Source organism: Buttiauxella sp. WJP83 (assembly GCF_027594725.1).
Classification (GTDB): Bacteria; Pseudomonadota; Gammaproteobacteria; order Enterobacterales; family Enterobacteriaceae; genus Buttiauxella; species Buttiauxella selenatireducens.
In genome coordinates this window covers 2,477,966-2,499,036 of record NZ_CP110080.1, presented here as the reverse complement: position 1 = coordinate 2,499,036, position 21,071 = coordinate 2,477,966, and the positions used below count along the sequence as shown (strand labels likewise).

General features: G+C 49.0%; 21 protein-coding genes. 10 read left to right on the top strand and 11 right to left on the bottom strand.

Annotation, left to right across the window (positions count from 1 at the left end; translation table 11 throughout):
- The first annotated feature begins 100 nt into the window (after positions 1 to 100).
- The 3 genes from OH773_RS11580 (at position 101) to OH773_RS11570 (ending at position 3,970) form a co-directional block, all read left to right on the top strand.
- Positions 101 to 1,270 (top strand): pyridoxal phosphate-dependent aminotransferase, encoded by a 1,170-nt coding sequence (locus OH773_RS11580; RefSeq protein ID WP_270138767.1) that lies wholly within the window; start codon positions 101 to 103, stop codon positions 1,268 to 1,270.
- Positions 1,271 to 1,282: 12 nt separating this feature from the next.
- Positions 1,283 to 2,059: an ABC transporter substrate-binding protein gene (locus OH773_RS11575; protein ID WP_270138765.1), complete on the top strand. Its 777-nt coding sequence runs from the start codon at positions 1,283 to 1,285 to the stop codon at positions 2,057 to 2,059.
- Between the two features lie 255 nt (positions 2,060 to 2,314).
- Positions 2,315 to 3,970, top strand: a complete 1,656-nt coding sequence (locus OH773_RS11570; protein ID WP_270138763.1) for a glucan biosynthesis protein D — start codon at positions 2,315 to 2,317, stop codon at positions 3,968 to 3,970.
- Positions 3,971 to 4,006: 36 nt separating this feature from the next.
- Here the strand turns inward: OH773_RS11570 and OH773_RS11565 are convergent, their stop codons facing one another.
- From OH773_RS11565 to hpxO, 3 genes are all read right to left on the bottom strand, one after another.
- Complete coding sequence (locus tag OH773_RS11565) at positions 4,007 to 4,369, bottom strand: type II toxin-antitoxin system HicB family antitoxin (RefSeq protein WP_442865609.1); 363 nt, start codon at positions 4,367 to 4,369, stop codon at positions 4,007 to 4,009.
- Entirely contained in the window at positions 4,366 to 4,641 is a 276-nt protein-coding gene (locus OH773_RS11560; protein WP_270138761.1) for a type II toxin-antitoxin system HicA family toxin, read from the bottom strand. The genes OH773_RS11565 and OH773_RS11560 overlap by 4 nt, the downstream gene beginning before the upstream one ends.
- Before the next feature lie 115 nt (positions 4,642 to 4,756).
- Positions 4,757 to 5,914: an FAD-dependent urate hydroxylase HpxO gene (gene hpxO, locus OH773_RS11555; RefSeq protein WP_270138759.1), complete on the bottom strand. Its 1,158-nt coding sequence runs from the start codon at positions 5,912 to 5,914 to the stop codon at positions 4,757 to 4,759.
- 233 nt (positions 5,915 to 6,147) lie between these two features.
- On the opposite strand from hpxO, the gene rimL reads away from it, so the two are divergent.
- Positions 6,148 to 6,660: a 50S ribosomal protein L7/L12-serine acetyltransferase gene (gene rimL / locus OH773_RS11550; RefSeq protein ID WP_270145823.1), complete on the top strand. Its 513-nt coding sequence runs from the start codon at positions 6,148 to 6,150 to the stop codon at positions 6,658 to 6,660.
- Positions 6,661 to 6,683: 23 nt separating this feature from the next.
- On the opposite strand, the gene ydcK is transcribed toward rimL, so the two are convergent.
- Positions 6,684 to 7,613: a YdcK family protein gene (gene ydcK, locus OH773_RS11545; RefSeq protein ID WP_270138756.1), complete on the bottom strand. Its 930-nt coding sequence runs from the start codon at positions 7,611 to 7,613 to the stop codon at positions 6,684 to 6,686.
- A gap of 120 nt (positions 7,614 to 7,733) precedes the next feature.
- On the opposite strand from ydcK, the gene tehA reads away from it, so the two are divergent.
- Together tehA and tehB are read left to right on the top strand one after the other, a co-directional pair.
- Complete coding sequence (tehA, locus tag OH773_RS11540; protein WP_270138754.1) at positions 7,734 to 8,723, top strand: dicarboxylate transporter/tellurite-resistance protein TehA; 990 nt, start codon at positions 7,734 to 7,736, stop codon at positions 8,721 to 8,723.
- 1 nt (position 8,724) lies between these two features.
- On the top strand, positions 8,725 to 9,312 hold the full coding sequence (tehB, locus tag OH773_RS11535) for a tellurite resistance methyltransferase TehB (protein WP_442865608.1): 588 nt from the start codon (positions 8,725 to 8,727) through the stop codon (positions 9,310 to 9,312).
- Here the strand turns inward: tehB and OH773_RS11530 are convergent.
- Positions 9,309 to 9,701, bottom strand: coding sequence for a VOC family protein (locus tag OH773_RS11530; RefSeq protein ID WP_270138752.1), 393 nt, complete (start codon positions 9,699 to 9,701; stop codon positions 9,309 to 9,311). The genes tehB and OH773_RS11530 overlap by 4 nt on opposite strands.
- A 194-nt stretch (positions 9,702 to 9,895) precedes the next feature.
- On the opposite strand from OH773_RS11530, the gene OH773_RS11525 reads away from it, so the two are divergent.
- The gene (locus OH773_RS11525) at positions 9,896 to 10,564 is read left to right on the top strand and encodes a DUF3313 domain-containing protein (RefSeq protein ID WP_270138750.1); all 669 of its coding nucleotides are present in this window, start codon (positions 9,896 to 9,898) and stop codon (positions 10,562 to 10,564) included.
- Positions 10,565 to 10,611: 47 nt separating this feature from the next.
- On the opposite strand, the gene OH773_RS11520 is transcribed toward OH773_RS11525, so the two are convergent.
- A complete protein-coding gene (locus OH773_RS11520; protein ID WP_270138748.1) occupies positions 10,612 to 11,517 on the bottom strand; it encodes a DMT family transporter in 906 nt (301 codons plus the stop codon).
- Between the two features lie 187 nt (positions 11,518 to 11,704).
- Here OH773_RS11520 and OH773_RS11515 point away from each other — a divergent pair, with 187 nt between their 5' ends.
- Positions 11,705 to 12,577 (top strand): AraC family transcriptional regulator, encoded by an 873-nt coding sequence (locus OH773_RS11515; protein WP_270138746.1) that lies wholly within the window; start codon positions 11,705 to 11,707, stop codon positions 12,575 to 12,577.
- On the opposite strand, the gene OH773_RS11510 is transcribed toward OH773_RS11515, so the two are convergent.
- From OH773_RS11510 to OH773_RS11500, 3 genes are all read right to left on the bottom strand, one after another.
- Positions 12,557 to 13,723 (bottom strand): benzoate/H(+) symporter BenE family transporter, encoded by a 1,167-nt coding sequence (locus OH773_RS11510; RefSeq protein ID WP_270138744.1) that lies wholly within the window; start codon positions 13,721 to 13,723, stop codon positions 12,557 to 12,559. The two genes, OH773_RS11515 and OH773_RS11510, sit on opposite strands and share 21 nt — an antisense overlap.
- Positions 13,724 to 13,934: 211 nt before the next feature.
- Positions 13,935 to 15,872: a putative bifunctional diguanylate cyclase/phosphodiesterase gene (locus tag OH773_RS11505; protein ID WP_270138742.1), complete on the bottom strand. Its 1,938-nt coding sequence runs from the start codon at positions 15,870 to 15,872 to the stop codon at positions 13,935 to 13,937.
- A gap of 230 nt (positions 15,873 to 16,102) precedes the next feature.
- Positions 16,103 to 16,324, bottom strand: a complete 222-nt coding sequence (locus OH773_RS11500; RefSeq protein ID WP_270138740.1) for a hypothetical protein — start codon at positions 16,322 to 16,324, stop codon at positions 16,103 to 16,105.
- Between the two features lie 540 nt (positions 16,325 to 16,864).
- Here OH773_RS11500 and OH773_RS11495 point away from each other — a divergent pair.
- A complete protein-coding gene (locus OH773_RS11495) occupies positions 16,865 to 18,829 on the top strand; it encodes a peptidase U32 family protein (protein WP_183271516.1) in 1,965 nt (654 codons plus the stop codon).
- A 5-nt stretch (positions 18,830 to 18,834) separates the two neighbouring features.
- Here OH773_RS11495 and OH773_RS11490 read toward each other — a convergent pair whose 3' ends face one another.
- On the bottom strand, positions 18,835 to 19,701 hold the full coding sequence (locus OH773_RS11490) for a LysR family transcriptional regulator (protein ID WP_270145817.1): 867 nt from the start codon (positions 19,699 to 19,701) through the stop codon (positions 18,835 to 18,837).
- Between the two features lie 109 nt (positions 19,702 to 19,810).
- Between OH773_RS11490 and OH773_RS11485 the strand changes: the two genes are divergently transcribed.
- Positions 19,811 to 20,251, top strand: coding sequence for a multidrug/biocide efflux PACE transporter (locus OH773_RS11485; RefSeq protein ID WP_270138737.1), 441 nt, complete (start codon positions 19,811 to 19,813; stop codon positions 20,249 to 20,251).
- Between the two features lie 46 nt (positions 20,252 to 20,297).
- Here OH773_RS11485 and tam read toward each other — a convergent pair whose 3' ends face one another.
- Complete coding sequence (tam, locus tag OH773_RS11480) at positions 20,298 to 21,059, bottom strand: trans-aconitate 2-methyltransferase (protein WP_270138735.1); 762 nt, start codon at positions 21,057 to 21,059, stop codon at positions 20,298 to 20,300.
- Between the last annotated feature and the right edge of the window lie 12 nt (positions 21,060 to 21,071).

The following is a 21,071-nucleotide window of genomic DNA, read 5'->3' as shown; positions in this document are numbered from 1 at the left end:
TATGAATTTTTCGCATGGCTATTATGACAACAATTCGGTTGTGGTAGCAACCCGTTACAGTTTGAATAGTTATGCAGATTAAGCATTCACAGGAGCGGCCATGACTATGCAAACCCCGGTGCAACTTCGTTCAAAATTACCGGATGTTGGAACCACTATTTTTACCGTTATTGGCCAACTCTCGGCGCAACATAACGCCATCAACCTTTCCCAGGGCGCCCCTAATTTTTCACCTGACCCAAAACTGATCGCCGGCGTGACGAAAGCGATGCAGGACAATCATAACCAATATGCATCGATGACCGGTTACAGGCCGTTAAAAACGCTGATCGCTGAAAAAGTGGCGACGCTTTACGGCTCACATTATGACGTTGATGATGAAATCCTGATTACCGCGAGTGCCAGCGAAGGGCTGTATTCGGCCATTAGCGGGTTAGTCCATCCGGGCGATGAAGTGATTTACTTCGAACCGTCTTTTGATAGCTACGCTCCGATTGTGCGCCTGCAGGGGGCGACACCTGTGGCACTGAAACTGGCGTTGCCAGATTTCACCGTCAACTGGGACGAAGTCCGTGCCGCCATTAGCCCACGTACCCGCATGATCATCGTTAACACGCCGCACAACCCAAGCGGACAAGTGTTTAGCGCTCACGATCTGGAAATGCTGGCGGCACTGACGCGCAATACCGACATCATTATTTTGTCCGATGAAGTCTATGAACACATCGTGTTTGATGGGGAACTCCATCACGGTATGGCAACGCATCCGGCGCTGGCCGAGCGCAGCGTGATTGTCTCCTCGTTTGGTAAAACCTTCCATGTGACAGGCTGGCGTGTGGGGTATTGCCTGGCGCCTGCGGAGCTGATGTCGGAAATCTGCAAAGTGCATCAGTTCCTGATGTTCTCCGCTGACACGCCAATGCAGTATGCCTTTGCTGAATATATGACAAACCCGGATACCTATTTGTCGCTGGCGGCGTTTTATCAACGTAAACGCGATTTAATGCAGTCATTATTGGCGGAGTCGCCATTCGAGCTGCTGCCGAGTGCGGGTTCGTTCTTCCTGTTAGCAAAATTCAGTCATTTCAGCGATGAATCCGACAGTGAAATGGTTAAACGTTTAATTACTCAATATGGCGTGGCGACCATTCCGCTCTCCGCGTTTTATACCGATGGGACAGACAACAAGTTGATTCGTTTGTCATTTGCTAAAGATGAAGCTACGTTACGTGCGGGTGCTCAGGCACTTTGCCAGGTTAAGCCACGCTGATACGAGGTCATAATGAAAAAAGTTTATGCGTTAAGTTTGTTGGTTGGGATGTGTGCTTCATTCTCTACATTTGCGGCAAGCGAAATGCGCTATGGCGTTGAAGCTGAGTATCCTCCTTTTGAAAGCCGTAACTCGTCAGGCGAGTTGGAAGGGTTTGATATCGACCTGGGGAACGCGATTTGTAAAGCCGCGAGCCTGAAATGTACATGGGTGGAAACCTCTTTTGATGCGTTAATTCCAGGGCTGGTGGCGAAGAAATTCGATGCCATTAACTCGGCAATGAACATCACCGAACAGCGTCGTAAAAGTATTGATTTTACCCAGCCAATCTACCGTATTCCTTCTCAACTCGTGGGCAAGCTGGACAGTGGAATGGAGGCTACACCCGAAGGGCTGAAAGGCAAAACCATCGGTGTTCTGCAAGGTTCTATTCAGGAAACCTATGCGAAGGAACATTGGGAAAAACACGGTGTGACGGTCGTTTCCTACAAAGACCAGAATATGGCGTGGGGTGATTTGCTCAATGGCCGAATCGATGCGTCGCTGGTGATGTCCGCAGCGGGCCAGGCGGGCTTCTTGAGTAAGCCGCAGGGCAAAGGTTTTGGTTTTATCGGCAAACCGGTCAGCGATGACACGATTCTGGGCAGCGGGATTGGTTATGGCCTGCGTAAAGGCGATGAGCAAACCAAGAAACAGTTGGATGCGGCTATCGAAAAAGTGCGTACCGACGGCACGATTACCGCGCTTGCGAAGAAGTATTTCCCGGGTATTGATGTCAGTGTGAAATAAACTTCACACAAAGCGTAAAGGTCTGTGTCTCTGATTGGTTTTTCAGTGATTTTTGTCTAAAGTGTTCGGTCTTAACAGCTTCTATACCCAAAATAATTCGAGCCGCAGGAAGGCGGCCAGAGCATAAGTCCCCAGGAGCATAGATAACTATGTGACTGGGGCGCATGATCGCAGTCAACGCACCTGCGGCTTGAAGTATGACGGGTATAGCCGGTGGGGTGAAACACATCGACAATGAAGGACTATTTTTCAGGCATGAACCGCAGACGTTTTATCAAAGCCTCCATGGCTCTCGCCGCAGTCAGCGGCACAACTTCACTTGCCACGCTCTTCTCACGCGCCGCTTACGCGTCAGAGTCTGAAATTGCCGATGGTCGTACCACTTCGTTCGATTTCACGGTGCTCCAGTCAATGGCCCATGACCTGTCGAAGAAACCCTGGGTCGGAAAGCCACGCCCATTGCCTGACACCCTGGCAAATTTAACGCCTCAGGCTTACAACGCCATTCAATATGATGCGGACCATTCACTGTGGAATAACATTGAAAACCGCCAGCTTGATGTGCAGTTTTTCCACGTGGGGATGGGGTTCCGTCGCCGTGTGCGCATGTTCTCGGTGGACCCGTCATCGCATCAGGCACGTGAAATTCACTTCCGCCCAGAGTTGTTCAAGTACAACGATGCGGGTGTAGATACCAAACAGCTTGAAGGCCAGATTGACCTCGGCTTTGCCGGTTTTAAAGCCTTTAAAGCACCTGAACTGGCGCGACGCGACGTGGTTTCCTTCCTCGGCGCGAGCTATTTCCGTGCGGTAGATAACACCTATCAATATGGCTTGTCTGCGCGTGGACTGGCGGTCAATACCTATACCGATCAGTTGGAGGAGTTCCCGGACTTTACTTCTTTCTGGTTTGAAACGGCGAAAGCGGGCGACACCACCTTTGTGGTCTACGCACTGCTGGATAGCGCGAGCGTCACCGGGGCCTATAAATTTACCATCCGTTGTGAAGCTGAACGCGTGGTGATGGATGTCGATAATCACCTGTATGCGCGTGAAGACATTAAACAACTCGGCATCGCACCGATGACCAGTATGTTTGCCTGTGGCACCAACGAACGCCGGATGTGCGACACCATTCACCCGCAAATTCACGACTCCGATCGCCTGGCGATGTGGCGTGGTAACGGGGAATGGGTGACGCGTCCGCTGAATAATCCGCAGAAGTTGCAGTTCAACGCCTACACCGACAACAACCCGAAAGGCTTTGGTTTGCTGCAATTAGACCATGAGTTTGCAAACTACCAGGACATTATGGGGTGGTATAACAAACGTCCAAGCTTGTGGGTTGAGCCGCTTAACAAGTGGGGCAAAGGCACTATCGGCCTGATGGAAATCCCAACCACGGGTGAAACGCTGGATAACATCGTCTGCTTCTGGCAGCCGGAAAAAGCGGTGAAAGCCGGTGACGAGCTGGAGTTTAAATACCGTTTGTACTGGAGCGGATTGCCGCCGATCCAATCGCCGCTGGCACGCGTTTACGCGACGCGTACCGGCATGGGCAGCTTCCCGGAAGGTTGGGCGCCAGGCGAGCATTTCCCTGAGAAATGGTCACGTCGTTTCGCGATTGATTTTATTGGCGGTGATTTGAAAGCGGCAGCACCGAAAGGGATTGAGCCGGTTATCACTTTGTCTAATGGCGAAGCCAAACAGATTGAAATTTTGTATGTCGAGCCATTCAACGGCTACCGCATTCTGTTTGACTGGTATCCGACTGACGACTCTACCGACCCGGTCGATATGCGTATGTTCCTGCGCTGCCAGGGGGATGCCATTAGTGAAACCTGGTTGTATCACTATTTCCCGCCAGCACCGGATAAGCGTAAATACGTTGATGACCGCATAATGAAATAAGTCAGCCAGATGGCCCCGTAGAAATACGGGGCTTTTTTATTTCAATTTCATCTGTTTACTCAGCATTTCAACGATATAGCTATTAACTGACATACGTTGTTCAGCAGCGGCAATCGCCAGACGTTCACCGAAAGACTCCGGATAACGCAGGGTGAACGTCTTTATTTTTTCTTCCCGCTCATAAGGATCAATGCCGCTGGTTTTACAATCATCCAGATACTCTTTTAACGAAAGTTCGCCTTCAGCCATCAATCCCTTCGCACTATCCGCGACAAAATCACAGTAGCCTGAAAGACCAAGAAATTTACCGCGAAACAAGCCGATTTCTGGAACCCAGGTGATCAATGCGGGTTGCCCACAAATCACCATGGTGTTGGGGATCATATGTGTCGTTGTCATGGTGTTACTCCAATACTTTCAAACCATTCTTGCAAATTGACGATGGCACCTTTGTCAGTCTCGGGTGACGGATGGGGGCGGTGAAAATGCGCAATACTGCCTTTTAACAGGAAGCGCACCCGCGATCCCTTACCGCTTCTGACTTCACCGTTTAGTGCAATAATCAACATTTCAACATCCTGCCATCTGATGCTGGTCGACGTGGGTTTGGCAAAAATCTGCTTTAACGTGCCCTGATGTTTGTTTCTGAGAAAATCCTTGTCATATCCCATGAATCCTTCCGTGATATCAATTTATGAAGTCATACTAGCATATAAAAAAATGACGTCAATTTCTGACGTCATTTCTGGAAGCGGCTTCAGAATCGTGATGAAATTTCCTGCAACGTCACTCCAGCGGCCCACCGAGAATGGTTTCACGCATCCCGGAAAGCACGCGCTCGCCGGTTTCACTTTTCAACTCTTCGTACCAACCGTGCGTGACACTCATATCTTTCCCGTGAGTCACATCGCAGCGTTTTCGTGCTTTAAGAACCAGATCTTTGACACGATAAGCGCGTTTTTCCTGATAACGCAGTAGCGCATCTTCGATACCTAATGAATTGGTCTGCAATGCGACCGCCAACACCACCGCGTCTTCCATTGCTGCGCACCCCCCCTGACCAATATCAGGTGTGGTGCTATGACCTGAATCGCCAAGTAGCGCAACGCGTCCGCGAACCAGCTGCATAAATGGCTCGATATCATGAATTTCTATTCGGTTAGTGGTGTCAGGGTTAATAGCGGAAATTAATTGTTGAACAGCGGGTGCCCAGCCGGAAAAATAGCGGGTTAAATCCGCTTTTATGGTGCTGCGATCTTCTGGTAAGCCTTTTTCTAACGGCACATCAAAGAAGAAATAGAAGCGATGACCGGCAACGGGCATTAAAGAGACGCGTTTGCCTTCGCCAACAAACGTCGTCCATTGATTGGCCGGAGCAATAGATTCGTCAATTTCTACAAGGCCGTTCCAGTTCACATAGCCGGCATAACGGCGTTCAGTCTGATGGCCAAGAACATAAGGCCGAATCGCAGAATGCGTGCCATCAGCGGCAATTAATACATCGCCAACGGCTACATGCCCATCTTCAAAAAAGGCCCGAACACCGCCATCAAACTCTTCAACTCTAGTCACGCGTTTGCCAAACTGTATATCCTCGCGGCCATAGGTATCCATCAGCATCTCTTGCAGCTCGGCCCGAGCGACAGGATAGGGGCGTTCACCCACACTTTTGATTAAAGGATCGAGACTAAAACGGGTCAGAGTTTGGCCGTGAACGCACTCTTTGTAGGCCATAAATTCCATGGTCCCTCCAAGTTGCTGGAGCTGTTCTTTCATACCCAGCCAGTTCAAACATTTCACGCCATTAGGCCAAATAGAAATCGCCGCACCGACGGGTTTAATTTCTTTAACCGCTTCATAGACTTCCGTTGTCATGCCACATCTTTTCAGGGCTATTGCCGCCGTAAGTCCACCAATGCCACCGCCTATTATGATCGCTTTCATCTGTGTCTCCTTTAGGTTACAAAGATGTAAAGCAATATCTATACCAGCGTGGCGAATCGTTCAGATCAGCGACGGTAAGCCGTGTACCGCAAATTCATTGTGCAATTGTGGGGAGTAGCAGTGGTGCAACGGCTTTTTCTGCACCATGATTTCCCTCTGATAGAGAAAAAAGGAGAGATGGGGTGCGGGATTCCGATAACTGGCAAGACGACCTGATTAACCTTGACGACAGCATGACGCTGCATTCTATTCACGAACGTTTCGCGGATGAGATTTTTGCGCTGGTGCAGAAGAATAAAACCTGGCTACAAACGGCGATGGACTGGCCGCAATATGTGCTGTCGGTTGAAGACTCGCGCAAAATGGCGCAGGGCAATTACATACTGCATCATCGCGGCTACGCGAAAATGTTCCTGATCTTCCAGCACCAGAAAATGGTTGGGATCATTTCGTTTAACCAGATTGAGCCCACCAATAAAGTGGCTTACATCGGTTACTGGTTGGATAAAAACGCACAGGGGCAAGGAATTATTTCCCGCGCGATACAGGCGATTGTGGAAAAATATGCCCGCGAAGGTGTGGTGCGCCGCTTTGTGATTAAGTGCATCGTCAGCAATTTGGCCAGTAATCAGGTGGCGTTACGCAATGGTTTCATCCTTGAAGGTTGTCTGAAACAAGCCGAATTTTTAAACGGCGAGTTTCAAGACCAGAATATTTATGGGCGGATTGTGGGCAGTGTGGAATAAGTTGTTTCATCCGAGCGCCTTTCTTAAAACAACCCATAAAACGGTGAACGCGTAATACGTTGTTCGCCGTTAATATCTTTAATTCCGCGAATATGAATGAGCTCGCCGCCCAGACCGTCAACGGCGGCTTTATCGTAAATTTGCACATTGTTCTCGATGAGCACATTGCCGGTAACGCGAGCCTGACCGTAGATTTGTACTTGGTTGTCGAGCTGAATAGGCCCGCCGATAAGCGTGGCGTCATCGAAAATATTTACCTGGTGCTTTAAGACGCAATCACCTTCAATCAGCGCGTTACCATAAACTTGCGAGGAGTATCGAATGGTTGGGATTTGGTCGTCACCGCGCCCGGCAATAATCCGTGCATTATCAAAAACACGAGCACAGTCGCAAATCCAGATATTGTTCTCGTCGTTGCCTTCAAGAACAGCATGGCCGAAGACTTCAGCACGATGTTCAATAAAAGCATTGTTAACAATGGCATTGCCAAAAATTTGTGCCTGATGAACCACGCGGGAAGCGTTAACCGTGGCGTTACCATAAATTTTCAGTAACTGGTCTTCGTCTGCGGTCAGCCCACGAACGGCAATGACCTGGCTGCCATTCAGAATGCGAGCAGCATCGAAAATATGGCATTCACCGCTGATCAGTGATTGTTCAACGAAACTTTTTCCGCTGACGTGTGCCTGGTGGCATAGGGTAGAGCTGCCGTGAATTTGCGCATCATCAGCAACATTCGAGCCGCCATAAACCACGCATTCGCTGCCATATATCCAGCAATGGCCGTGCTGACTGAGATTGTCTTCGTTTTCAATCCAGCCGCCAAGTTGCCCGGCTTTAACATCGCCGAAATCATAAAGTGCCATGACCTGCCACAGTTTGACCTGCTGCTTTTTTCCATCAATCAGATAATCATGTAGTCTCGCATCACCCGTTAGCTGATACTTGTTCATCTGATACGCCTCAGTGTTTTCCAGACTCTGTTTAAAACGTAGCAGGTAAATCCCCAGATGGCGTTCTGACGCGCATTCGCATAAAATACGATCTAAAATAAATTTTAAGATTTCAACTTAATGAATAAGTCAGCAATTCGTACCATGCTAAATCTCCCGGCAGGGTATTTTGGTATCGTCCTTGGCGTTATCGGCATGGGTTTCGCGTGGCGTTATGCCGCTAAAGTTTGGTCGGTATCGCCAGTCATTGGTGATGCGTTAGAGAGTTTGGCGATTGCCATCTGGCTGGCATTGGCAGCGGCTTTTATCATGCGTCTGGTGAAATATCCGCAGAGCGTTCTCGACGAAGCTAACCACAGTTTAAAGGGGAGTTTTGTCAGCTTGTTCCCTGCAACCACGATGTTGGTTGCGATCGCGGTTGAACCTTATATTCGTCCTCTTGCCGTGGGGTTGTTTGCCTTCGGCGCGTTGGTGCAATTGATTTATGCTGCCTGGCAAAGTGCGGGATTGTGGCGAGGCCGTCTTCCGGTGAGTGACACTACGCCCGGCCTTTATTTGCCGACAGTCGCAAATAATTTCATCAGTGCCATGGCTTGTGGAGCGTTGGGGTATCATGACCTTGGGATTTTATTCTTCGGGGCGGGGGTGTTTTCCTGGTTGAGTCTGGAACCTGCGATTTTGCAGCGTTTGCGAAGTGGCGGTGAGTTGCCCGCTCCCACGCGTTCATCATTAGGTATTCAGCTCGCTCCGGCGCTGGTGGCGTGTAATGCTTACCTGAGTGTTAACGGTGGGAATCCAGATTTCTTCGCCAAAATGCTGTTTGGTTATGGACTGCTGCAACTGCTGTTTATGTTGCGCCTGATACCCTGGTATTTGTCGCAGCCATTTAACGCGTCGTTCTGGAGCTTCTCGTTTGGTATTTCGGCCCTTGCTACCACCGCGTTGCATCTGAGCCACAGCAGTAACGACGGGCTTTTTACCGCCATTGCGCTGCCGCTGTTTATCTTCACCAATTTTATTATTGGCCTGTTGTTACTGCGCACGATTGTTCTGCTTTATCAGGGTAAATTCCTGTTGCGTAGTGAACGGCCTGCAAAAAGGACAAATTAAGATGGCTTCTGAAAATTACTACACCGAGAAATATGGTTTAACGCGTACCCACTCTGAAGTACTGAATGCGGTAACGATTGTCCCGCCAGGGAAAACGTTAGATCTCGGCTGTGGCAGTGGGCGCAACAGCCTGTATCTGAATCAAAAAGGGTTTGATGTGACGGCCTGGGATAAAAACCAGATGAGCATCAACAACCTGAATAAGATTATTGAAGCGGAAGGGCTGAAAAACATCATTACCGATGTGGTCGATCTGAACGCATTACAGATTGAAGGTGAGTACGATTTCATTCTTTCAACCGTGGTGATGATGTTTTTGGAACGCAACACCATCCCCGGCTTGATTGCTGATATGCAGCGTTGCACCAAAGCAGGGGGCTATAACCTGATTGTCGCCGCAATGGATACCGAGGACTTCCCTTGTACCGTCGGTTTCCCTTTTGCCTTTGTCGAAGGTGAACTGCGTAATTATTATGCCGGTTGGGAATTGATTAAATACAACGAAGATGTCGGCGAGTTGCATAAAACCGATGAACAAGGCAATCGCATTAAATTACGTTTTGCCACTATGCTGGCCCGCAAAATTTAAACCGGTGGCCACGCGCGGTTTTGTAGCACAACGCGATAACCGTCGTTATCAATAAATGTTCTTCCGGCGACATCCCAGTACGGATTGAAACTATTAATGGTTAAAAAACCTGCCTCCAGCATTTGCTGGCAGGTTTTTTGCCACTGTGCGTTATCTGGATAATACAGCACTAACAGATCGTCCGCGGTGGCAGAAGGTTCGACCGGATGACGGTGGCAAAGGGTAAATTCCAGATGCCAGCTTAAATCGTCGCGCCCCAGCATAATGCCGCTGAAGCCATCGTGTTCGTGAAAGCCCCCGAGATCCTGCAAACCTAACCCCTGACAGTACATCTCTTTACTTTGAGAAAGGTCGGTAACAGGTCGTGCAATGCGCAGATGAGGTGTCATGTTTAATCCTTATTATTTGTAGTTAATATATATATCAGATCATGCATGTAAAATAATTATTGCTCTCCTAAGGGTAATAAATAAATATTAATCAGCAAGGTTTATTTTTAAGGAATTAGCATTTTTCAGCTTTCATTATTTTCCTTTTTATTGCTATAACACGCGTACTTACTTGTAATTTAAAGGGAATTTTAATGAAGCTAACAATATATTTTAAAGCGGCTTATCTGGCCGGAATATTCGCATTAGTGGGTTGTGCTTCTTCGGTACCGGCACCTGAAAAGTATTCGGGGTTTTTAAAAGATTATTCGGCGCTACAGGAAACGACATCGGGATCGGGTAAAACTATTATGCGTTGGGTCGATCCTGACTTTAAAGGAAGTCATTACGACAGTGTTGTTTACCACTCCGTCATCTATTATCCAGAGCCAAAACCGTCAACTCAAATTGGCGAAAAAACACTGGTGGCATTGTTGGACTATACCAACACCAAACTTAAAGCCGTGGCGGAATCTCGTAAGCCACTAGTGGCGAAACCCGGCCCACACAGTTTGATTTTCCGCAGTGCAATTACCGCTGTGGATTGTTCTAAAGAAGGTCTGCAATTCTATGAAGTTGTGCCCATCGCGCTGGTTGTAGCCGGCACGCAAGCGGCAACAGGTCACCGTACCATGAACACCAACCTCTATTACGAGGCTGAATTGATCGATGCGGCCACCAATAAACCGGTGATGCGTGTGGTGCGCAAGGGCGAAGGTAAAAATTTGAACAACGAAGGGGCTACGATGACGGTTGACACCCTCAAGCAGGTGATTGATGACCTGGCAGCCGATGCCACCGTATTCGATACCAACAAGATTTAACGACGATATCTGTAATGAAAAAGGGAGCTGAGCTCCCTTTTTCATTATTACGCGGTTCGTTTGCGTCCTGTCAGGAAGTTAAACATCCCCGGTTTTGAAAACATCACCAAATTGCCAAGCAGAATCATCACCAGCCCGATAATGGCGTTACTGTGCCAGACATAACCTTCATAAAGAGTTGAGAGACTCAGCGCGACAAGCGGGAACAGCAACGTACTGTAAGCCGCCTGGCTTGCACCGATGCGCCCAACGAGCGTGAAATAGGCACCGAAAGCAATCACCGAGCCGAAAATGGCCAGATAGAACAGCGAGCCCAGATAGCGCAGTGTGAACTCGGGCATAAACGAATCGCCACGCAGGATGGCCAGTACGCCCATAATAACGGTGCCATAAAACATGGCGTAGGTATTAGTCGACAGCGTTTCCAGGCCGCGCCGTTGATGGCGAGCGCTTATCATATTACCGAGCGAAAACCCAAACGTGCCGAGCGCACTTAATCCGATGCCTAACAGCAGTGAGGGCGCCAGTTGTGTGGCGACCAGATCGTGCCAGAACAGCGCGATGACCCCAGAAATGCCGAGTGCCGCTGCGGGCAGCAAGTTTTTATGAGGGCGCTGACGGAAGAAAATCATGCTATTGACCGCGTTAAACAGTACCGCCATGGAAAAAATCACCGACTCCAGCCCTGAGCTGATGTACGCCGCAGCATGATAAAAACAGACGAAGTTGAAGCCGAAAACACAGCCGCCTTGTAACATACAAAAGAGGTGATCCCGCAAGCTGATTCGACGTAAACGCCCCAACGAGCGCAGCACGACAAGCATCACAATCGCCGCCACGGCAAAACGCCAGAAAATTGAAACGGGCACTGAGACCACGCCTTGTTGCATATAGATAGCAAGCCAGGTCGTCCCCCAAATCACCACCACAGAAATATAAAGTAACGCATTCATGTTGTTGTCTCCCCAAACGGATAGGGAGAGTATCGGCGAATGCATAATCGCATGCTTTCATTTGCTTGCGCGGCTTGCATATTCTTGCGGTTTTTTTTACCTGCCAGACTATTGTTATGCTTTAAATCTGGTAACAGACCTGCGCACTACTTAAACTGGCACTTCTGAACTTTGATGGTATTTCGCGATGACCCAGCCGTATAACGCTTTTGAAAATCTTCGCCAGCACAATGCCGTGCTGGAAGATAACGTGCAGCTGGGTTCGGGCATCCAATTGTCGGCGTGGTCAAACAGCCTTGATCGTGTAACGCAATGCAGCGATCACCATACGTTGAGCATGTATGTGAATGAGGGCCAGGAAACCTATCATAAAACCTCATCCGGCTGGAAAAACGGCGGCGGGCCAGACCGGTTTTGCCTGATGCCACAAGATATCGAAACGACCTGGGATATCCGCAATCATTTTTCGTTCGTGCATCTGTATTGCACGGATGCGCATTTGCGCAGCATTGCGGAGCAAATTTGGGATCGAAGTCCGGCGTCTATTCAGCTTGATGAGAAAATTTTCAGTGAGGATCCGCGCATCACGCAGTTATATCGCCATTTTCTGTTAAGCAGCGACTGGCAACAACGGGCGAACCATCTAACGCTCAGCACGGCGTCAACATTGTTACTGACGCATTTGATTCAGACCTACAGCAATGTGCAGTGGCGATTGCCGAATGTCCGTGGAGGGCTGGCACCTGCAGTGTTACGCAATCTCCAGGCCTACATTGAACAGCATCTTAGCGAACCTTTAACGCTGACCGAACTGGCGCTGGAAGCCGGTTTGAGCGAGTTTCATTTTGCACGAATGTTCAAGCAATCCACACAACTCGCTCCTCATCAATATGTGATGCAGCGGCGCATGCTGCGTGCCGAAAACCTGGTGAAAAATAGCCCGTTAACGCTTACCGATATTGCGATGGCTTGCGGGTTTAGCTCCGCAAGCCATTTCAGCAATCGCTTTAAGGCCTCGTTTGGTGTGACGCCTTCGCAGCTACGCGCGGCGGGAAAGTGAGAACACCGCGTAACACATTCCGCCCGCAATTAGCCCCCAAAAAGCAGAACCGATCCCCAATAAATTGACCCCGGATGCCGTGACTAAAAAGGTCACTATCGCGGCATCGCGCTCTCGTTCATGGTTCAACGCCTGATACAAACTTCCGGCAATGGTGCTGAGTAATGCCAGGCCTGCCAGAGTGTGGATGTAAGCAACCGGGAGTGCGGTGAGCAGCGTCGTTATTGAGCCGCCAAAAATACCCGCCAGCAAATAAAATACTCCCGCAGCCGCCGCGGCAAGCCAGCGCTTTGAAGGATCAGGATGAGCTTCCGCTCCCTGGCAAATTGCGGCGGTTATCGCAGCAATACAAACTGAAAATACGCCAAACGGAGCCAGTAACAGGGCAATGGCGGCGGTGACGACAATCAGCGGTGAGACAGGGACGTCAAAACCAGAGGCTTTCAGCGTCGCCACACCGGGCGCATTTTGTGACGCCATCGTGACAAGAAAGAAGGGAATACCGATACCGAGCATGCTACCAAGCGAAAAGTGCGGAACCGTAAATTCAGGCATCACCATCGCAACGGGCACGCTGCCGTTTTGCAGATTACCACTCATCACGCACACCAGCAGGCCGACAACCATGGCAACGACGACGGCATAACGCGGTGACCAGGCTTTTGCCAACAACCAGCCAAGCAGCATACTCGCGCTGAGTAAAAAATTACCCTGCAATGACGTAAAGGCATCAAGGCCAAATCGCAGCAGGATACCCGCGAGCATAGCGGCCGATAATGTCGAAGGGATCAGTCGCATTAAGCGGGCAAATAAACCGGTCGCGCCGCAGAGCAGAATTAAAAACGAAGCGAAGATAAATACCCCAACGGCTTCGTTCAGCGAATGTCCCGGTAAGCTGGTGGCGAGTAACGCAGCACCTGGCGTCGACCAGGCGGTGAGAATCGGCGTGCGATACCAAATCGTCAGCACCAGGGTACTGATACCCATGCCAATTCCCAGCATCGTAAGCCACCCCGCGATTTGCATCGGGTTGGCACCCGCGGCTTCAGCGGCCTGCCAGATGATGGCAGCTGAACTTGCGTAACCGACTAATACGGCGACAAAACCGGTTAAAACCGTGGGTAACGGAATGGATAATGTGCGCATTTTTTTCCCTTTTTGTTATATACCCGTCATACTTCGAGCTGCTTATGCGTTGGCTGTGCTCAATCGCCCGAATCACTTACCAGAGTAAGCTCATCGGGACTCTTTCCCTTGCCGCCTTTAAGCAACTCGAATTATTTTGGGTATAGCGTCACCGGACTATAACATTACAAACCGTTAACAATAGATCAGTTTATATTGAAAAATCTGCAAGTTAAGATGGGATCTCACTGAACTCGGCGGTGAGATAATTCCACGCCTCCGATTGCTCCATCGGACGGGAAAAATAGTAACCCTGCATATAGGGGATACCGCATTGTTCAAGTATCTGGCGCTGTTTATACGTTTCCACGCCTTCAGCAATCACCATAAAGTTGAGGCTTTTGGACATATTCATCACGGCCTGCACAATAGACAGACCCTTTTGTTCAATATGCTGAATAAAGGAACGGTCGATTTTAATGTAATCGATATTCATATTCTGGATAACGGAAAGGCTCGAATAACCCGTGCCAAAATCATCGATAGATAACTTCACGCCGCACTGCTGTAACTGGCTCACTTTTTGGTTAATCTGCATTTGGTCGGAGCGGAATATCGATTCGGTTACTTCCAGATGCAGCAAATGTCCTGGTATTGCGTATTGTTCGATAACCCGCTTAACGTGATTAACAAAGCCTTTATCATAAAACTGAATGAGTGAAATATTCACGCACATGCAAATATCTGCATTGCATTGGCGCATCTTCGCCAACGTCTTACAGGCTTCTTCCAATACCCAAATACCGACTTCGACGATGCGGCCGCTTTTTTCCATCAACGGAATAAATTCAACCGGCGAGATTTCCTGACCTTGATAACGCCAGCGCATTAAGGCTTCAAAGCTGACAATCTGGCCTGCGGAATTGACTATTGGCTGATACAGAAGACGAAATTCCTGCCGCTCAAGAGTTCCTTTTAACGCCTCGTTAAGCATGATTTTACGCAGCAGATTGTGTTCCAGATCGAGATTATAAAAAGCAACGCGTTCAGGATATTTGGCTTTTTGCGAATACATAGCGATATCAGCCAGTTGAATAAGACGCGTAATCGAGGTGCTGTGCTCAGGGCAAATCGCAATACCAATGGTCGCGTTCAGAGTGATAGTTTGGTCGCCAACGTCAATGGGCAACGAAAGGGTGCTCGTAATTTGCTGCGCAAGAGCCCTGATTGCATGATGTCGGCTCTCTTTCACCAGCAGGATAAACTCATCGCCTCCCCAGCGGCACATCAACGTGTCAGCAGCGTTACAGCTTTTAAGTCGGGCACTGATACTCACCAACACGCTGTCGCCCGCATTGTGGCCGAGTGTGTCATTAATATTTTTAAAGCCATCAAGATCGATAAAGAATATTGAAAACCCCTCGATATGATGTTGCTTAAAGTCTTGTTCTACGCGATCGACGGCGGATAAAAAAGCTGTGCGATTGTATAGGCCGGTTAACGCGTCTTTATTTGAAATCTCATACACTTCCTCGGTTCTTATACGAATGGTTTCTTCCATGCGTGAGACGAGTTTTTTATTTCTGCAACGCAATAAAATGGCTTCTTTAATATAATTTGCAGAGCGTGCAGATGAGATGATCATTATTATCGTGAAGCAAACACCCAGGCCGCCAAGATTAAATTTATATTGTTCAGGCTGCATCATGAGCAAGATTGACATCGGTATCAGGATAATAATGTTGTATAGCGCCGCGAGCAGCAGACTTGCAGAAAGCAGGCTGCTGGCACCGCCGGCCATTGCGGCGAGAATGACATTGGTGGTGCTTAATTCTTCAATAGAAAATGTCGGGTAGAACACAACGGCATAGACGCTCCACATCACTGCGCTGCATAAACACCCGCATGAAAACCGAAGCAACCAGCTTTTGTGGTCTCGTTCGGCTTGGTTTTTTGCCCACATCCTGGTATCAATAGTCCGTATGGCTAAGATCAACGTCATCACCAGCCACCAGGTGAGTTTTGCCTGAAAATCGTTTTTGTCGACAAAAGTGAAAGCAAGCACGGTGGCGGCAATAAAAGTAATCAGGATGCCAGGGAGCGAATTATTGTATAGCAGCTTAGTGCCTTCTGACTGGTAAAGCTTTGAGTAATCAATTTTTTTTATCATTTCTTTCATCTAAGCTGCATGTTTTTACGGTGTCACTACCATAACGTTATGGTCATTACATAGCGAAACTATTATTACATGCAACTATAAATTAAAAGCTTATGTTATAAAATACTCTCATTTATTCTTTATTAAATATGACGACATTGCCACACAAGAGCTCATCTCTTTGGATGTGGCAATGAAAATACATTACATAGGGTTAGAAAAAGAATCTGGCGTGTGGCCTCTTAACAACGCCAGTCGCCGTAGCGGTCGTAACATTGGTCATTATTATAGCGATGGGCGTGGTGTGAATTGTTATAGTTATCGTCATTATCATTTTTATCGTCGTGTTTGTGTTTTTCTTTATCCGCTTCATGTTTTTTATGAATACCGTACGCAATGCCACCAACGGCCGCCGCGGCGCTACCTGCCAACAACGCTTGTTGGGTAGGCGTCATATTATCCATTCCGCATCCTGTCAGGCCGAGAGACAATACAATTACAGCAATACAGCCTTTGCTTATCATCAAGTTCATCACGGTGTACCTATAATTTATTATTAATAATGACTGAGTTTCTGCATCAGGAAATAGTGGGTCTGATGCATCCCCTGATGTATGGGCTGCATCCTATTTGAGTTGTCACGCCAAAAGAAGATGTCTGATCTGGTGTTTTTAACTGTTTTAACTTATTGATATTTATACCTTAAAAGTCAACGCCTTTGAATTGTTATATCGAAATGACATTTTCAGATTACATTTGTTATTTTTTATATAAACTCATTGGGTAATATCATTGTGCTTTCGTCGGGTTAATTACAACTCCTTTACTTTTGTTTATTTAAATATCCGAATGAAAGTGCGCAGGTAATGAAAATAACGTTTTTTAGGATTTATCCATTTCCAGAAAGACGCGAGGGTTATTGAAAGGTAAGAAGGAATCGCATTGCAGGCCCAATCTGACTACAATAGCGGCCTTTCGCCCATAACACAGAAAACAAATTCACTATGCGCCTGCACGCCAATCATCTCGAACTACTCAGTCCTGCCCGTGACACTGCCATCGCCCGCGAAGCTATTTTGCATGGTGCGGATGCGGTTTACATCGGTGGACCTGGCTTTGGCGCACGCCATAATGCCGGTAACAGCCTGCAAGATCTTGCAGAACTGGTGCCGTTTGCCCATCGTTATGGGGCGAAGATTTTCGTTACGCTCAACACCATTTTGCATGACAACGAACTCGAACCCGCTCGCCGAATGATCCACGACCTGTATCAGGTGGGTGTTGATGCGCTGATTGTGCAGGACATGGGCGTGTTGGAAATGGATCTGCCGCCGATTGAATTGCACGCCAGTACCCAGTGCGACATTCGTAGCGTAGAAAAAGCGAAGTTTCTTTCTGATGTCGGTTTCTCGCAAATCGTGCTGGCTCGCGAACTGAACCTCAACCAAATTCGCGCCATTCACGAAAACGTCGATGCCACCATTGAATTCTTTATCCATGGCGCGTTGTGTGTGGCGTATTCCGGCCAATGCAATATTTCACACGCTCAGACCGGGCGTAGTGCGAACCGTGGTGATTGTTCTCAGGCATGCCGTTTACCGTACACGCTCAAAGACGATCAGGGCCGCGTTGTCGCCTATGAAAAACACTTGCTGTCGATGAAAGATAATGACCAGAGCGCCAACCTGGCGGCACTGGTTGATGCGGGTGTGCGTTCCTTCAAGATTGAAGGGCGCTACAAAGATATGAGCTATGTGAAAAACATCACCTCGTATTACCGCCAGCTGCTGGATGAATTAATGGAGCAGCGCACGGATTTAGTTCGCGCGTCAGCGGGCGTGACGTCGCATTTCTTTATCCCATCGCCGGATAAAACCTTCCATCGCGGTAGCACCGATTACTTTGTTAACGAGCGTAAAATTGATATCGGCGCGTTTGATTCGCCTAAATATATCGGTCTGCCAGTGGGCGAAGTGCTGAAAGTGGGTAAAGATTTCCTCGATGTGAATGTCACTGATTCATTGACCAATGGCGATGGTCTGAATGTGTTGATTAAGCGTGAAATTGTAGGGTTCCGCGCCAATACGGTAGAGAAAACCGGTAAAAATCAGTACCGCGTCTGGCCAAATGAGATGCCAGAAACCCTGAAAAATGTGCGTCCGAATCATCCGCTGAATCGCAACCTTGATCACAACTGGCAACAAGCGCTGACTAAAACGTCCAGCGAGCGCCGAATTGCGGTGGATCTGGAGCTTAGCGGCTGGCAAGAACAGCTGGTTCTGACCATTACCAGTGAAGAGGGCGTCAGCGTCAGCAAAACGCTGGAAGGGCAGTTTGACGTGGCGAATAACCCTGAAAAAGCCTATGCCAACCTGCGTGACAGCCTGGCAAAACTGGGGCAGACCATGTACCAGGCGCGCAAAGTTGATCTGAATTTACCCGCAGCACTGTTTATCCCCAACAGCCAGCTTAACCAGTTACGCCGCGAAGCGATTGACGAACTAAGTGACGCGCGTTTGCAGCAGTACCAACGTGGCAGCCGTAAAGCGGTGAGCGTTCCTGCGCCCGTCTATCCGGAAGAGCATCTCACGTTTCTGGCGAACGTATACAACCACAAAGCGCGTGAGTTTTATCAGCGTTACGGCGTGAAATTGATTGACGCAGCATATGAAGCGCACGAAGAGAAGGGCGATGTGCCGGTGATGATCACCAAGCATTGTCTGCGTTTTGCCTTCAACTTGTGCCCGAAACAGGCGAAAGGTTCAGTGAAAAGCTGGAAGGCATCCCCGATGCAACTGGTGCATCAGGATGAAGTATTGACGCTGAAATTTGACTGCAGGCCGTGTGAAATGCACGTCATTGGCAAAATGAAGAACCACATCCTCAAAATGCCATTGCCGGGCAGCGATGTGGTGGCATCTATCAGCCCGGACGAGTTGTTAAAGACCTTACCGAAGCAGAAGAAATAACCTATTTAGCCTTCCTGCATCCGCAACTGATCGATCATCCAACGCCCTGCATGTCCTGGGGGCGTTTTATTTGACCAGATAACATCGACTTCAATGCGCTGCGGCCAGCCTGCAACAGGCAGCTCCTGCAAAATATTGTGTCCAAACTGCTTAACCAACCAACGCGGTAAAATCCCCCAGCCAAACCCTTGTTCCGCCATTTCCAGCAGCATCAACAACGACGGTGAAGACCACATCGGGCCGCCGCTTTTATTACGAGTTGGATCAGTAAATGTGCTCAGACGAAGTTGACGGACCGTCTGCAAACTGTCCATTTCGACGGTTTTCAATTGGGCTAACGGATGCTGTCGATGAATAAAAATGGCCATTTCTGCACCGACCTGCAAACGCGCCACGCTGACATCAACCGGGTATCGTGGCTGCACTCGCAACACGCCAACGTGCGCCCGGCCAATCTGAATCAGGTCGATAACGTCTTCATCTTCGGCAATCAGGCATTCAAATTCGATATCCGGGAAGCGCTGTGAAAAACGCTGGAGAATGGATTCATGATGCGCAGTTTGCCAGACATCAGACAGCACAAAACTCAGGCGCGGTTCCACATCTGAGCCCAGACGCACCGAGGCTTCATTGAGCCGCTCGCTTGCCGCCATAATCGACTGGATGTACGGCAAAATATGCTTACCCTGCTCGGTCAGCATTGGCTGTCGGCTCTGGCGGTCAAACAGCGTCAAGCCGAGATCGGCTTCCAGATTGGCAATCGCACTGCTCACCGTTGACTGGCTTTTTTTAAGTTTGCGAGCAGCCGCAGAGAACGAGCCGGTTTCAACCGCTTGCAGAAACGCCTCGAGGGATTCAGGAGAGTATTTCATCATTCTCTATATATCGCTTTTATCGATGGTTAATGACTTCATTCTACCATAAATAACGATGATAATGCGCACCTTAGTCACAATGTTATGACTTAGTCTGGAGTGGATTATGCAATCTCAAAAAAGAACATTTGCCGAGCGCATCGTGCATGCGGTGGGTTTCGAAGTTATCGCGATTGCGATTTGTGCGCCGATTGCGGCCTGGATTATGGATAAGCCGCTGTTCCAGATGGGGGCGCTGTCAATTATGTTGTCGACTGTCGCGATGGTATGGAACATGATTTATAACGCAGGTTTCGATAAGTTTTTCCCCGTCGGCCAAAAGCGCCGAATGCCGCTGCGTGTGGCACACGCCGTGGGCTTTGAAGGGGGGTTTATCCTGATTGGCTTGCCGATAGCCGCCTGGATGCTCGACATTACGCTGCTTCAGGCGTTTATGGTCGAGATTGGTTTCTTCCTGTTCTTCCTGCCGTATAGCGTGATTTACAACTGGGCCTTCGACACATTGCGTGGCCGCTGGTACCAGGGGCAGGCCGTTTCCACAAAATAACAGTGCAGCGTTTTGGCATGAAGCCGAAACGCTGCGTTAACAGGCTTCAGGCTGATGTTTTCCGCGCCACCATAAACAGGCGTGGGAACAACATCAGCACATTGCCATCGGATTGTTGCGGATAGGCTTTCTGTAAAAGTGCGTGATAGCGCTCAAGAAACGCCTGCTGTTGAATGTTATCAAGGTTTGCGAGATACGGGCGCAAACCGGTAGAACTGAGCCAGTCAATAATCGCTCGCGCAGACGGCATCACGTGGAAGTAGGTGGTACGCCAGATATCCACCGTGCAGCCTGATTGTGCCAGCGCATCGTAATACTCTTGTGCGTTCAGTAATGCTTCGCGCCCTGAATCCGGGTGCCCCAACTCAGCTGCCACCTGGCGCATCAGAGTGTGTGTCGGCTCTTGCCAGTTATCCGGCATTTGTACCGCTAAAACGCCATTGTCGGCTAGTTGTGCGGCAAGATGTGGAAACAGCGTTGCATGGTCGCCCAGCCATTGCAAAGACGCATTAGCATAAATGACATCTTGCTTCACCTCAGGCTGCCATAGCGCCACATCCGCGTTCTCAAACTGGCAATCAGGCAAAGCGGTTCGCGCTTTTTTCAGCATCGCCGGGGAGTTATCAACGCCCGTGACCGTCGCTTGCGGGAACGCTTTGCGCAACAGTGCGGTGCTGTTACCGGGGCCACAACCCAAATCAGAAACATGTTGCGCTCCAGGGTGCTGGATACGTGCGGCTAATTCAGCGGCCGGGCGGGTGCGTTCAGCTTCAAACTGCAAATAGAGTGCGGGGTTCCAGTCCTGCATCGGTTTATCCTC